At 67.7% G+C, this 13,642-nt stretch carries 10 protein-coding genes; 5 read left to right on the top strand and 5 right to left on the bottom strand.

Annotated features, from left to right (window positions below):
* The 3 genes from K318_RS0101195 (at position 1) to galE (ending at position 3,076) form a co-directional block, all read left to right on the top strand.
* Positions 1-819 carry a CDP-alcohol phosphatidyltransferase family protein gene (locus K318_RS0101195; protein WP_029088116.1) on the top strand — a complete coding sequence of 273 codons (819 nt, stop codon included), beginning with the start codon at positions 1-3 and terminating at the stop codon, positions 817-819.
* Between the two features lie 242 nt (positions 820-1,061).
* Positions 1,062-1,994 carry a glycosyltransferase family 2 protein gene (locus K318_RS0101190; RefSeq protein ID WP_245579725.1) on the top strand — a complete coding sequence of 311 codons (933 nt, stop codon included), beginning with the start codon at positions 1,062-1,064 and terminating at the stop codon, positions 1,992-1,994.
* Positions 1,995-2,116: 122 nt separating this feature from the next.
* Complete coding sequence (gene galE / locus K318_RS0101185) at positions 2,117-3,076, top strand: UDP-glucose 4-epimerase GalE (RefSeq protein ID WP_029088114.1); 960 nt, start codon at positions 2,117-2,119, stop codon at positions 3,074-3,076.
* Positions 3,077-3,300: 224 nt separating this feature from the next.
* Here galE and K318_RS18505 read toward each other — a convergent pair whose 3' ends face one another.
* From K318_RS18505 to K318_RS0101170, 3 genes are all read right to left on the bottom strand, one after another.
* Positions 3,301-4,692: a polysaccharide pyruvyl transferase family protein gene (locus K318_RS18505; protein WP_084499481.1), complete on the bottom strand. Its 1,392-nt coding sequence runs from the start codon at positions 4,690-4,692 to the stop codon at positions 3,301-3,303.
* Positions 4,693-4,825: 133 nt separating this feature from the next.
* A complete protein-coding gene (locus K318_RS0101175) occupies positions 4,826-5,287 on the bottom strand; it encodes a hypothetical protein (protein ID WP_035280144.1) in 462 nt (153 codons plus the stop codon).
* Between the two features lie 30 nt (positions 5,288-5,317).
* Positions 5,318-6,517: an IS110 family RNA-guided transposase gene (locus K318_RS0101170; protein ID WP_029088112.1), complete on the bottom strand. Its 1,200-nt coding sequence runs from the start codon at positions 6,515-6,517 to the stop codon at positions 5,318-5,320.
* Positions 6,518-6,785: 268 nt separating this feature from the next.
* On the opposite strand from K318_RS0101170, the gene K318_RS0101165 reads away from it, so the two are divergent.
* Together K318_RS0101165 and K318_RS0101160 are read left to right on the top strand one after the other, a co-directional pair.
* A complete protein-coding gene (locus K318_RS0101165; RefSeq protein ID WP_169721429.1) occupies positions 6,786-7,448 on the top strand; it encodes a glycosyltransferase in 663 nt (220 codons plus the stop codon).
* Between the two features lie 124 nt (positions 7,449-7,572).
* Positions 7,573-9,315, top strand: coding sequence for a formate--tetrahydrofolate ligase (locus tag K318_RS0101160; protein WP_029088110.1), 1,743 nt, complete (start codon positions 7,573-7,575; stop codon positions 9,313-9,315).
* Between the two features lie 66 nt (positions 9,316-9,381).
* Here the strand turns inward: K318_RS0101160 and K318_RS0101155 are convergent, their stop codons facing one another.
* Positions 9,382-11,346: a capsular polysaccharide synthesis protein gene (locus K318_RS0101155; RefSeq protein WP_029088109.1), complete on the bottom strand. Its 1,965-nt coding sequence runs from the start codon at positions 11,344-11,346 to the stop codon at positions 9,382-9,384.
* 19 nt (positions 11,347-11,365) lie between these two features.
* Complete coding sequence (locus K318_RS23290; protein WP_156913730.1) at positions 11,366-13,624, bottom strand: CDP-glycerol glycerophosphotransferase family protein; 2,259 nt, start codon at positions 13,622-13,624, stop codon at positions 11,366-11,368.
* Between the last annotated feature and the right edge of the window lie 18 nt (positions 13,625-13,642).

Genomic DNA, 13,642 nt, shown 5'->3' with positions numbered 1-13,642 from the left:
ATGAGCACAGCAGTCCGTCGCGACCGCCCCACGCTCGCGGAGCTCCGCGCGGTCGCGCAGCCTCCCGAGGTGAGGTCCAGGAAGAATGCGGAGCACTGGACCGCGGAGCTCTACCTGCGTCACATCTCCATCTACTGCACCGCACTGCTCGTGCGCACCCCGATCACCGCCAACGGCGTGACCGGGCTCATGATCCTGTCCGGCTGGGCCATCGCCGCAGCCCTCTTCATCCCGGGGGTCTGGGGGGCGCTGCTCGCGCTCTTCTTCTCTCAGCTGCAGCTCTACTTCGACTGCTGCGACGGTGAGGTGGCGCGCTGGCGGGGCACCAAGTCAGCCAAGGGCGTGTTCCTGGACAAGGTCGGCCATTACACCACGGAAGGTGCAGTCGCGGTGGCCCTCGGCTTCCGGGCGGTCGGTGATCTGAGTCTTCTGCGGACGGATCCGGGTGCGGCCTATCTCTATGTGGTGGCCGGCCTGGTGCTGGGCTGGTTCGTCCTGCTCAACAAAGCCCTCAACGACATGGTTCACGTTTCTCGGGCATTTAACGGGCTCGACAGGCTGCCGGACACCGCGCAGGCCACGGCGATCCCCTCCGGGGCCCTCGCGACGTTGAAATCCGCGGCCCGATTCGTGCCCTTCCACCGCATCTACCACTCCGTGGAGATGTCGATCCTCGCGGTGGTCGCGGCCCTCGTCGGACTGATCGGCGGACTCGGGGCCGAAGCGGATCGCGTGCTGGTCCTCGGGCTCGCCGTCCTGTGCGCGGTCTCCGTCGTGGGGCATTTCGTATCGATCATGGCGTCGAGGAGGCTGGGATGAGCACGCGGAGCGAGGGCGATGCCGCGAGGTGGAGACAGGAGGGTCTCCTCGCTAGCTCCGTGGATGGACGGCTGGAAGGTGGCGAGAGCGCGCGAGGGCTGCCGGACGAACCGGGTGCATGGGACCGTGAGGAGCACCTCCGCCGTGATGTGCACGTGCTCCGGGACGCAGGCTCCCAGGCGGCTGAGAGCACGTTCGAGATCATGCCGGCGACGGGGGCCCGTGCACGCACCCGGAGGACCGTGGAGACGTCGCAGCGGCTTCCTGCGGAGGCCGAGCAGGCGGGTGCGGGCCAGGCGCGGTACGGCTTCGGAGTCGTCGTCCTCACGCAGGGCAGGCGGCCCGAGGACCTGGAGCGCGGATTCCGCTCTCTCCTTGTGCAGAAGGGCGTGGATCTCGACATCGTGTGCGTGGGCAACGGCTGGGAGCCCACCGGCCTGCCTGCGGAGGTGAAGACCCTCGCGCTCCCGGAGAACCTGGGCATCCCCGCCGGCCGGAACGAGGGCGTGCCGCATGTCTCCGGGGAGTTCCTCTTCTTCCTCGACGACGATGCCTGGTTGCCGGACGAGACGACGCTCCTGCGGATGGCGCAGATGATGCGGGCGAAGCCGCAGATCGGCCTCATCCAGCCGCGTGTCACGGATCCCTCGCGCGACGATGCGCCCAAGCGCTGGATCCCACGCCTGCACAAGGGTTCGGCGGAGCACTCGTCTGCGGTCTTCTCCGTCTGGGAGGGCGCGGTCTGCCTCCAGCGGCGGGCGTTCGACCAGTCCGGCGGCTGGCCGGCTCCCTTCTGGTACGCGCACGAGGGGATCGAACTGGCCTGGAGGATCTGGGACGCGGGCTTCCAGGTCTGGTACGCCGGTGATCTGGCGGTTGCACATCCTGTGATCGATCCCAAACGTCACGACGAGTACTTCTACATGAATGCGCGCAACCGGGTGTGGCTGGCCAGGCGCAATCTGCCATGGCCGCTGAGCTGGGCCTATGTGGGTTCCTGGACCGCAGTCCAGTGCGCGCGCTGGGCGCGTCGGCCACAGCAGCTGCGTGCCTGGTTCTCCGGCTGGAGGGACGGTTGGAGGGACGATCCGTGGGGTGAGGACGAGACGCCGAGGAAGCTCTCGGGCAAGGGGCTGCTCGCGATGTCCGTGAACGGCAGGCCCCCTATCTTGTAGGACATCTGGTGTGCACACCGGTTCGCGCAAGCTGCAGCTGTCGGCGATGCCCGGCGGTGGCGCTCGCAGACCTACGAATCGAGATCGGAGAAGCGGCCGTGCCGGCCGTCGAGGTGAGGAAAATGACTGTTCTGGTTACCGGCGGTGCCGGGTACATCGGCTCCCATGTGGTACGCCTGCTCGAGGAGCGCGGCGACGGCGTGGTGGTCGTCGACGACCTCTCGAACGGGGTCCTCGCGAGGATCGGCGCACATCCTCTAGAGAGGATCGACCTCTCCGCCGCGGACGCCGAGGACGCGCTCACGGACGTCCTGCTCCGTCACGACGTGGACTCCGTCATCCATTTCGCCGCGAAGAAGCAGGTGGGTGAGTCCGTCGAGCATCCCGTCTGGTACTACCGGCAGAACGTCAGCGGGCTGGCGAATCTGCTTGCGGCGATGCAGCGCACGGAAGTCGGTGCGCTGGTGTTCTCCTCGTCCGCAGCCGTCTACGGCATGCCGGACGTGCCGATGGTCCACGAGGACATCGAGTGCCGCCCCATCAACCCTTACGGTCAGACCAAGCTGATCGGAGAGTGGATGATCGACAACGCGATCCGCGCGACCGGTCTGCGGGCGGCCAAGCTGCGGTACTTCAATGTGGCCGGCGCGGGCTGGGACGATCTCGCGGACACTGCGGTCATGAACCTCATCCCCATCGTGCTCGACCGGCTGGCGGCGGGGAAGGCGCCCATCGTCTTCGGCGACGACTATCCCACACCGGACGGGACGTGCATCCGCGACTACGTTCATGTGAAGGATCTGGCCGAGGCGCACATCGCTGCCCTCGACTACCTGGCAATGGGGGAGCCCGCGGAGACCGTGTTCAATGTGGGAACCGGGCAGGGCGCCTCCGTGAACGAGGTCATCGTGGCGATTGCGGAGAGCACTGGACAGGCCGTGGTGCCGGAGATGGGAGACCGGCGGGCAGGCGATCCGCCGCAACTCGTGGCGGATGTGAGCCGAATTGCGGCGGAACTGTCTTGGAAGGCCGAGTACGGACTCGACGAGATCGTGAGGAGTGCAGTCCGCGCACGAGGGTGAGGTGTCGGTCGCCGGAATGATCACGAATGGACCGTTCTGCAGAGCACCGGCGGGAGCGCGGCAGCAACCGACGCCGCTCCTCTCGGCGAGGGCAGACACGGCGTATAGGCGTGTATCATCTCACCCCCAGTCGTCGCTCGGAAGTCGGTGCGAACCGGATGCGGCGCGCCTCGACCTCATGAGCAGCAAGCGGGGGCGAGGCGCGGAGACGGTGGATGCGGCACCTACCTCCCGCTTGAGAGCCGCCTCAGCGCCCGCTTGAAAAGATCCGTGCTCCTGTTCCCGGCGCGATCGCTGCGCTCCGAGCCATGCACGCGCCGTGCGAGGTCGGCCACCTTCTTCCGCATGGATTCGTGCTGGTGATTCGACTTCTTCAGTGACTTGCTCGTGGCTGCATGCCTTGTCTGGATGATCTCCATCATCTTCTGGACATCTTTCGAAGCCCCTGCCAATGTGCTTTTCTGGGCGTTCGGGAACGCAGTCTCGCGGAGCTTCTCAGAATACTCCTCGAGGGCTTTCTCCTGCCCTCGCTCGTAGATGTGGCTGAAGCCGTTTTCGTGAAGATACTTCTCCACCTTGTCGAAGCGCTCGGTGTGCCCGGAATTGAAGGCGGTGAAGTCCGCATTTCCGAAAAGCTCTTCCACTGTGTCGGGGATGCGGTCGCTCTGTGCGTCGAGATGTGGTATCTCGTGGTACTCCGCGAGCTCCAGTGTGCGCTGGTCATGTGCGAGAACGACCGCCGGAGTCCCTGCAAGCACCGCAGCGATGTTTCCGTGGATCCGCGCTCCGAATGAGAATTCCATGTCTGACATGCGGCCGATCCAGGTTGACGCGTCAAGGTGATATTCAGCCACATTGTCGGCGAACTGTCGGTGATGTTTGTTCAGGGGGTATTCGGGTGAGGACCCGGGGTGCGGAGAGGTTCCCCAGAGGAGCATTTCAAGTGTCGCTCTGTCCTGTGGCATGTAGACAGCGTTGAACCGTTCCTCGGCATCTCTGATGAGCGCTGCCCCGAAGGGGTTGGAGGTTTCAATATTATAGGCGATAGGTGCGCCCTCGGAAATGGACGTCGAGGGTCTCACGGTGTGGCCTGGGCCGTTCATCGTCATGGAGGGGCAGCCGATCACTTCGACATCACTGAAGCCCAGGGATCGAAGGTATTCCGCGGATTTCTCTCCGCGTACTGACAGGGCGCTGGACTTGTTCAGCACTGCCCGTGCGAAGCGCTTGATCGTGGGCTCCATCTTGCGGAGTGCTGCGGTGTCTCCTGACGCGGGTATCTGCACGCCGCCTGAGAGCATGATGAAGGGAATCGTGAGTTTCTCGATAAACTCTGCAGTGCGCAGCATCTCAGTCTCGAAGCTCGGACGAAATGCATTGGCGAGGGGAAGGATGAAGCCGTCGTACTCGTCGTTGACTCGGTCTGCCATATGGCGGTTTATTACATACCTGTTGGCCTCGACCTCTGTTCCCTCCGTTGAGAAGAGTTTGTGCGATGCTGCTCCGAATATCAGATTCCCATTGTTTCCGCCGATGGAGTTTCTTTCCAGCGTATCGAATCCGTCGATCGCCTCGAAGGGCGTCTTTCCGAGCCGCATAAGGTAGCGCTTCGTCATGTCCTGGTCCCCGGGTTGACTGCTGCGTTCAGTGTTGCCACCTTCGTAGCATATCATAATGCCTTTCGCTTTTCATTCTCCCGTTGCCCTGTGAGGCTCTCGATGGAGACGGCCAGCGCGAATCTAGACAGAGCTACCGCAGAGCGCTGAGCCCGACCCGGAGGAGTTCGAGGTCTCCGTTCGTCAGCAGTAGGAGCATGAAGCGCGCTTTGGGGCTGAGGGCTGGAGAGGCGGCGGATGCGCCGAACTCCTCCGCGATCGACCGTGCGGTCTCGAGAGAGAGCTCCGCGTCCTCCACGTCCCGCTTCCGCCGGAATTCGGTCACGAGGTCGAACGTGAGCAGTCTGTTCCAGTAGGCGGCACGGGCGAACTCCCGGCGCGCGACGGGGGCCTCGGCGCTGGACTCGATCATCCGGAAGACGGCGTAGAAACAGCGGTAGAACTCCTCGACCGGCAGGATATGGCCCGTGAGGTGCTTGCCCGCCGATTGTTCGTCCGCATGGCGCACCCAGAAATAGCAATCCACATCCGCTTCGATCGCGATGGTGTCGGTGTGGATATAGGCGCACATGGCGAAGGGGTGATCCTCTGCCATGCGGAGTGTGGGGTGTCCCTATGGTTGTTGTTAAGCAACCGTGGGGACGCGGGGCTCATAGAGAGTCCCAGTCTTGATCATCGCGTACATGACGTTCAGGCGGCGACGAGCTAAGCACATGACCGCAGCGTTGTGACGCTTCCCCTCACCACGTTTCCGCTCGTAGTACGCCTGCGATCGCGGGTCGTGACACGACGCGACCCACGCGGACCGGAACAACGCGTTCTTCAACCGCTTGTTCCCAGCCCTCGCGGGGAACTCACCCCGGATCGAGGTCCCCGACCGGCTGGTCACCGGAGCGATCCCGGCATAGGCAGCCAGGTGGCCTGGGGTGGGGAACGCGGACATGTCGCCAGCGGCCAGGAGGATCTGCGCTGCGGTCTTGACTCCGACTCCCGGCATGGACGTCAAGACCTGGGAAAGAGGGAAGTCATCGACCAGTTTCTCGACTTCACCAGCGACGATGTTCCGCTGATGCTTGAGCTCCTTGATCTGTGCGGCGACTCTTGGGATGACGAGCTCGACTGCGTCGGCGCCGGGCACCGTGACGGTCTGCTCAGCCAGTGCCGCGAAGGCTTGGTCGATGAGCGGGCCGGGATCTTTGCGGCTGTGGTTCCGCGCCCACCGCTTCACACCAGCCCTGCCGGCAGCCTTGAGCCCGGCGGGCCCGTGATAGCGGATGAACAGCTCCAACACGATCGCTCGAGTGAGGGTGACGCCTGCGAAGACGCGCTCCAAGGAGGGGTAGATCTGGACCAGGAGGGACCGCAGCCGGTTGATCGCTCTGGTCGATTCCCTTGCCAGGTCCTCGTCGAACCCGGACAGCACCTTCAACGCCGACAGCACGTCGGAATCTCGGTCGACAGCACGGAGGGTGTGCGGCATTGTCCGGGCTGTGTCGGCGATGATTAACGCATCCCGGGCGTCGGTCTTCGACCTACCGGGGTGCAGGTCGGCGGCCTTCCTCATTGCCAGGCCGGGCAGGTAGGCGACATCCGCGCCGACGTCGCGGGCTACCGCGATCGGCAGTGCACCGATCATGTTCGGCTGATCCACGACGACGAGCACCGCACCGTGTTCCTGCAGATCAGTGATCACCGCGCGCAGCGCGGTCTCGTCTTGGGGCAGTTCGTGGTCGTAGACCCGTTGGCCCTCGGGTGTGAGAGCGCACCCGTGATGGGCGGACTTCCCGACGTCGAGTCCCAGCGTGATGGCGTATTCGGGTGTCATGACAGGCTCCCTTGTCCTGTTGTATCCCTGGTCGCTGGTGTCATGACACCCGATACTGGCGCCCACGTTACGAAGAGACCTCAACCGAGGCTGGGCCGCGTCCCTATCAGCAGTCAACGCGTGTCCTGGACTCCTGGCGGCAACATCCCCCCGGACCATCGATGACAGGGCAAGACAGCCATACCAGGGCCAGCGACCAGATCCTCTGGTGAGGACCTACCAATGAATGTAACGGGGCGGGGTCCCAGTGCCCTCCGCGGACGCCCAGTTGTCGGACGGGCCGCGGGCGGACACCGCTGCCGCGATCGGACGCGCGGCGCAGGGCGGCGAGCTCGGCGCAGCCGTCACGGCGCTGGGAGAGGCGTTCTCCTTCGAAGCGGTGCTGGCCGAGGTGCAGCGCCAGGCATCCGCCGCCGATCTCGTCCGCAGTGGCGAGAAGGTGTTCGTGACGGTCGGTCGGCTGTCCCCGGAGAAGAACCACGAGCGTCTGCTCCGCGCCTTCGCGCAGGTTCATGCGGAAGCCCAGGACACGCGGCTCGTCATCATCGGCGGGGGACCGCTGGGGACGGAGCTCGCCGCGCTCGCCGGATCCCTCGGGATCGCCCGGGCCGTCACCTTCACCGGCGTGCTCTCCAACCCCTACGGCGTGATGGCGGAATCCGACTGCTTCGTGATGTCCAGCGACTACGAGGGCCAGCCCATCGTGATCCTCGAGGCGCGAGTACTCGGCCTGCCCGTCCTCACCACGCGGTTCGGCTCCGCGGAGAGCGCGATGGAGGGCAGCGACGGGCTCATCGTGGAGCGCTCCGTCGATGCGCTGGCCGAAGGCATGCGAGCGTACCTCCGCGGTGAGACCGGCGCGCGGCGGCTCGACCCTGCGCAGTACAACGCGGAGGTCGTCGAGGAGTTCCGTCGCGCAGTGCTCGGCTGAGCCGCCGAGATCGTCGCCCGCTGCCCCCTCCGCCGCCCCGTGTTCGCCTCGGCCCTCCGCGGTGACACGGGACCTCGGCATGTGCGGTGTGATCGACACCGTACGAGTCAGGCAGAATGGCCCCATGAGCATCGACTTGGAGATCGCACAGGCAGCGTCGCTGAAGCGGATCACGGAGATCGCCGAGTCCGTGGGGGTGCCCACGGAGGACCTCGTCCCCTACGGATGGACCAAGGCGAAGGTGCCGCTGGCCATCCTGCGGCGGATCGAGGAGGAGCGCAGGCCGGGGAAGCTGGTCCTCGTCACGGCGATGAGCCCCACGCCGGCCGGTGAGGGCAAGACGACCACGAGCATCGGCCTGGCCGACGGCCTCAACGAGCGCAACCGCCGTCGTGAGGCCGCAGGCGGGGAGCCCACGGGCAATGCGGTCCTCGCGCTCCGCGAGCCCAGCCTGGGCCCCGTCTTCGGCATGAAGGGCGGAGCCGCCGGAGGCGGTCATGCCCAGGTGGTGCCGATGGAGGACATCAACCTCCACTTCACGGGCGACTTCAACGCGATCGCACTGGCCAATAACCTCGCCGCGACGATGCTGGACAACCACATCCAGCACGGCAACGAGCTCAACGTGGACGTCCGCCGCATCCACATCAGGCGGGTCGTCGATCTCAACGACCGCGCCCTGCGGAGCACGGTGATCGGGCTCGGAGGGCTCGGCGGCGGGGTCCCGCGCGAGGACGGCTTCGACATCGTCGTCGCGAGCGAGGTCATGGCGATCTTCTGCCTCGCGACGGGGATCGAGGACCTGCGCGACCGTCTCTCGCGCATCGTGCTCGCACACACCCGCGACCGGAAGCCCGTCACCGTCGCCGACATCGGGGCGGAGGGCGCGATGACCGCGCTGCTGCGCGATGCGCTCGCCCCCAATCTGGTGCAGACCCTCGAGCACACTCCCGCGTTCATCCACGGCGGGCCCTTCGCGAACATCGCACACGGCTGCAACAGCGTCCTCGCGACGAAGGCCGCGATGGCGCTCGGCGACTGGGCGGTCACCGAGGCCGGCTTCGGGGCGGATCTGGGCGCGGAGAAGTTCCTCGACATCAAGACGCGCTCCGCCGGCATCTGGCCGGACGCCGTCTGCGTCGTCGCGACCGTCCGTGCGCTCAAGTACCACGGAGGGGTCGAGAAGGCGGATCTCGAGGCCGAGAACGTCGAGGCGATGCTCGCGGGCATGTCCAACCTCGAACACCACCTGAATGTGCTGCGTGAGGTGTACGGTCTCACTCCCGTGGTCAGCCTCAACCGCTTCCCCAGCGACACGGATGCGGAGGTGGCCGCGGCGGTCGAGCATCTGAACGGCCTGGGTGTGCGTGCGGTGCCCGCCGAGCACTGGGCCCGCGGCGGGGAAGGGGCGCTCGACCTCGCGGATGCCGTCATCGCCGCGGTCGCGGAGCGCGAGGCGGCGGAGGAGGGCACCGGTGCAGCCGCTGCCGCGGAGCCGCCGCGCTCCTATGCGCTCGGCGACACCCCCGAGGAGAAGCTGGAGAAGATCGCCTCGAAGATCTACCGGGCCGGAGAGGTGGACATCCCCTCCTCCGTCGCGGCGAAGCTGCGCAGATTCGCCGAGGAGGGCTACGGCGAGCTGCCCGTGTGCGTGGCCAAGACCCAGTATTCGCTGAGCTCCGATCCCACCCTGCGCGGGGCACCCGAGGGTCACACCCTCACGGTCCGGGACGTCCGGCTGTCCGCAGGGGCCGGTTTCATCGTGGCGATCTGCGGCGACATCATGACGATGCCGGGCCTGCCGGCCTCTCCGGCCGCCGAACGCATCGACGTCGATGCCGAGGGGCGGATCACGGGCCTGTTCTGAATCAGCGCAGCGTGTGCAGGGGGAGGTCCGCTGCGCAGGACGCGAGCGACGATATCGCCCGGAGGCCTACTCCGCCCGTGGCACGCGCGTAAGCGCAGCATCCCCGCGCACCAGGTGCGCCACGAGCAGGTCTGGCGTCACCGCCGCGGGGTCGTACTTGTAGCGCAGCTTCTGCACGGGAGAGCGGCGGAGGATCGCCTCTACGTCCACACCGCTGCGCGGTTCCAGCAGCCGTGCGTGGAACGCGTGCGCGGCCTGTGACGAAGGGGCGTACGCGGCATCCCACTCCTGCCGGAATTCCTCGTCGAGCCGGTAGAGCATCTCGAACACGTGATGCAGATGGTAGTAGTGGGGCAGGTACGGGTGCTCTTCCCACCACAGGTGCAGCGCGGAGCGGAGGAGCGCGACGATCCGGTTGCCCGGCCGCGCCGCCATGAACCAGCTCGAGATGCGCGGCCCGGTGTAGCTCGGGGCGGTGAAACCGGCCGTAAGACAGCGGTCCAGGAACGGCGCCGCCGCCGTTCCCAGCCAGCAGGTGGAGTCCAGCCAGGCGCCTCCGTAGCGGTGCAGCAGTTCGACCCGGAGGATGTCTGAGAAGTACGTCTTGTTCGCCCCCACCGCGGCCTCGATGTTCCGGGGGATGCTCACGTAGTAGGGGAGGTCCGCATCGCTGAGCACGTGCGCACTGCCCTCCGCGGCCTCCTCGATCCGTGCGAGACAGCGCTGCACCAGGGGCGGCGCCGAGGACCTGCCCTGTGCCCAGTAGCTGAAGACCGGGAGTGGGCCGCCCACGCTCCCCTCTCCTCCTGGTGCGGCATCCGCTCGGCGCCTGATCTCCGCGAGCCTCTCCGCCACGAAGAGACCCGTGGTCCTCCTCGCTCGGAACGCCCGCGGGTAGGTCTCCAGCGCGGCGCGCGCATCGAACGGCAGCGGGTCGTCGAGCGCGACCGCCTCCCTGCACACTCGCAGGCTGGAGGCGTCGTCGCGCACCCGGTCGTAGGCCTCGGCGAGCTCGTACCGCAGCTGCGCGTCTTCCGGAGCGAGGGCGACAGCTCGTTCATAGGCGGCCGCGGCGGAGCGCCACCGCCGCTCGTTGAGCAGCGCGCGGGCCTTCTGCACCTGGTGTTCCGGCACGCGCTCCAGGCCGGCCGAGGCCGTGACCCGGGCGCGCGTCCGTTCCATGCGCTCCTGTGCCTCCGCGAGCATCGTCGTGAGCGTCTTCGCCGTCTCTTCCGTGAGCGCCGGCAGCTGCCTGATGTGGTCCGACACCAGCGCGAGCTCCTCCGCCGTGCCCGCCTCCGCGAGCAGGTGGCAGACGCCCTGCAGCCGCTCCTCGTCCAACGGCTCCCGCGTCCTGGGATCGCGCAGCAGCAGGTCCGGGTCCTTCAGTGTCCGCGTGGACGGGGAGACCTGCCTCGCTCCGGTCCAGCCATAGGTGAAGCAGGCGTCCTCCGGCGTGTCTCCGTCGAAGTAGGGGAGGGCGCCCGGCGACTGTGTGAGCATGAAGTCGTCCCAGTGCACTCCGCCTGCGCCTGCGCTCATGCCGCACACCAGACGGATCCAGGCGACGGTGGCCTCCGCCGGCACGGTGAAGGTGAGTGTCAGCTGCCGTGTACCGGGCCTGTTGGGGGCCGGTTCCGAGACCGCGACCCGCCAGTCCGTCCTCCCGCCCATGACGCAGCCGAGCGCAATCGTGAGGGCGTCCTTGTGCAGCGCGCCCCGGAGCCGCTCCTCGAGGTGGACGGTGACCTGTGCCGTGTATGTCTCGCCCGGGCGCATGCCCAGACGGAAGGCGCCCTCCTCATTCCGCCCTCCCGGAGCGATGTGGGTGTCGCTGCTGCGGCTCGTCCCCTCCACGAACACCGACTGCCGGCCGCCGGCGCACCAGGCGGTCGAGGCCCGGGCGGTGTTGTGCACGTGCGTGTAGAGGCCGCCCTCCGCATAGGGCATCTCGAAGTCCGAGCGTCCCCGGGTTCCGGGAGCGGTCTGCTCGAAGCTGGGATTGGGAACGAGATTGACGATGGTCGACATGATTCCTCCCTGGTCGGTCTCAGCGCAGCGCCGCGGAGATCCGGGCGGCCAGTCTGCGGGCGGCCTCCCCGTCGTCGTGGGGGACGAACTCCCGCTGCCAGCGCCTGTAGGCCTCGGACGGGGTCCAGCCTCCGTAGAGGGTCTCCGTGAGCGCCTTCGCGAGCGCGGTCTCCGTGCGCAGCAGCGGTCCCGGAGCCTCGGCGGCGAGATCGAAGTATCCGCCTCTGCCGGTCTCCAGGTAGTCCTCGTAGTCGGGGGTGAAGTACAGGATCGGCCTGCCCGTGACGGCGAAGTCGAACATGATGGAGGAGTAGTCGGTGACCAGGCAGTCGGCCGCGGCCATGAGGTCAGCGGGTTCCGGATACGAGGTCACATCCACCACCCGGTCGCTCCTGAGGTCTTTCCCCCGCCGCAGGGTGACGCTGTGGCCCCGCGCGAGGAGCACGGCGTCCTCGGGAAGGCGTGCCATGAGCCCCGCTGTGTCCAGGGGGCCGAGGCTGCCCTTGGCCTCCGGGCGGAACGTGGGGGCGTAGAGGACCACCACGGCCTCGGGGGAGAGGCCCAGGTCCGCACGGGCACGCGCGCGCAGCGCATCCTTTCCGCTGCCGCCCAGACGGTCGTTGCGCGGATACCCGGTCTCCGCGACCTCGCCCTCGAAGGCATAGGCGCGGCGGAGGATCTCCGTGGAGTAGGGGTTCTGGGAGAGGAGGAGATCCCATTCGCGGGAGCCCTTCCGCAGCCGCTCGACCGCTTCCGGCTTGCCGCGCCGGTGGGGCACGTCCGCACCGAGAGCCTTGAGGGGCGTGCCGTGCCAGGTCTGGACGATGTACTGGTCCTTGTGCCTCCTGAACCCGCTCGGCAGCCAGGTGTTGAAGACGACCAGCCTGCTGGCGCCCAGTGCCTGCCAGTACGCGCGGCTGCCCGCGATGACCGGCTCCGCCTGGGCCGGGTACTCCACCGAACGGTCCGCCACCGTGACGTAGTAGGGGCCGGGCACGCCCTCCGCCTGCAGAGCCTCGAGGAGGGCCGGTGGGTTGTCCGAGACGGTCTTGCCGTACCAGGATTCCAGGAACACACCGTCGGCAGGGGAAGGTTTGCCGGGGCCGGTCCAGGCAGAGGCCAGCGATCTGCGGCTGCTGCGCCCCCTCTCGTCGAGGCCGAGCGGCGCGGCGAAGTCGAAGTAGAGCTGTCCGTCCGGCGCGTGCTCGGCGCGGACGGCGGCGGGACCCTGCAGGGGGAGCGGAGTCCGGGCGCTCAGCGGCCCGGTGAGGACCACGGGGACCTCGTCCCCGTCCTCGAGCACGGCCCAGGCGCGATACCCGCCGGAGGGCGGCGCGTCGATCTCCGCCCGCCACGCGCGGTGTGCCAGGGGGATGCTGAAGCGCGACGCCTCCGCGCGCTCACCGCGGAGCTCCGTGCGGGCCCCGCGGAGCAGCAGATGCGAGACGGAGTCCGGTGCCGTCGCAGCCAGCGTGATCGCGAGGTGCGCGTCGGACAGCGTCACATCCGCGGCCGGGCAGCGGCGGGGTGCGCGGGTCAGCCGCACCAGGCCGCCTGTCCCTCTCTCCAGCGTGCAGCCGGCGAACGGAACCGGCTCCCAGTCCGCGGCACTCCAGTGCACGTGTCTGCGGGTGCCGTCGTCACCGGTGAGAGCGATGGCCCAGGAGCCGGGGTCAGGGGCGCCGACGACCGGCCCGATCCGCAGCTCGCTGCCGCCGCCGGCGCTGTGGGTCAGGTTCAGCGGCACCGGGCACGAGGCCCTCTCCAGACTCCACTGCGCGCTCACCGGTGCGAAGCCGGGGACGAGGCCGAGGGGCACCGTGAGCTGCTCTCCTTCCGGGTGCGGCGGCCCCTCGGCGAATGCCTCGGGTGCCGAGCGGAGGAGGCACAGCCCGCGTTCCTCGCTCCACTGCGGCGCGAGGCGGAGGCCGGACGCTACGAGCGACTGCAGATGTCCCGCCGACCCCCAGCGATACCTGTGGGTGAAGGGCGTGACCTCTGCGGCCTCCGTTCCGTACTGCACGACCAGCTGCAGCCGGTCGTGCGGCGATCCGCAGAGATCCTGCACCCTGCACACGGCCCGGAAGGACGCGGCGGTGAGATCGTGGCCCTTGTCCACGAAGCCGTTGGCATCGAGCCAGGGCGCGGGCTCCGTGGGCAGCTCCGTTCCAGCGGTGAGGAGGGCGGATGTCTCGGAGTGCGGCTGCTCGCCGCCCGCGGGGACCGTGAGCACACGGAGGACGGGGGGCGCCTTCCGCGCCCGTCCGCCCACTGTCACCCATCCATCCACCAGGAG

Origin of the sequence: Brevibacterium album DSM 18261, assembly GCF_000426445.1 — a bacterium.
Taxonomy (GTDB): Bacteria; Actinomycetota; Actinomycetes; order Actinomycetales; family Brevibacteriaceae; genus Brevibacterium; species Brevibacterium album.
Note: the sequence above shows the minus strand (reverse complement) of the source record. Positions and strands in the feature narration are given on the sequence as shown.

Bases quoted from the DNA above. Each gene is read 5' to 3' on its own strand.
- K318_RS0101155 (WP_029088109.1), bottom strand. From the start codon at position 11,346: ATGTCGACCATCGTCAATCTCGTTCCCAATCCCAGCTTCGAGCAGACC.
- K318_RS0101175 (WP_035280144.1), bottom strand. From the start codon at position 5,287: ATGGCAGAGGATCACCCCTTCGCCATGTGCGCCTATATCCACACCGAC.
- K318_RS18505 (WP_084499481.1), bottom strand. From the start codon at position 4,692: ATGACGAAGCGCTACCTTATGCGGCTCGGAAAGACGCCCTTCGAGGCG.
- K318_RS0101170 (WP_029088112.1), bottom strand. From the start codon at position 6,517: ATGACACCCGAATACGCCATCACGCTGGGACTCGACGTCGGGAAGTCC.
- K318_RS0101195 (WP_029088116.1), top strand. From the start codon at position 1: ATGAGCACAGCAGTCCGTCGCGACCGCCCCACGCTCGCGGAGCTCCGC.
- K318_RS0101160 (WP_029088110.1), top strand. From the start codon at position 7,573: ATGAGCATCGACTTGGAGATCGCACAGGCAGCGTCGCTGAAGCGGATC.
- galE (WP_029088114.1), top strand. From the start codon at position 2,117: ATGACTGTTCTGGTTACCGGCGGTGCCGGGTACATCGGCTCCCATGTG.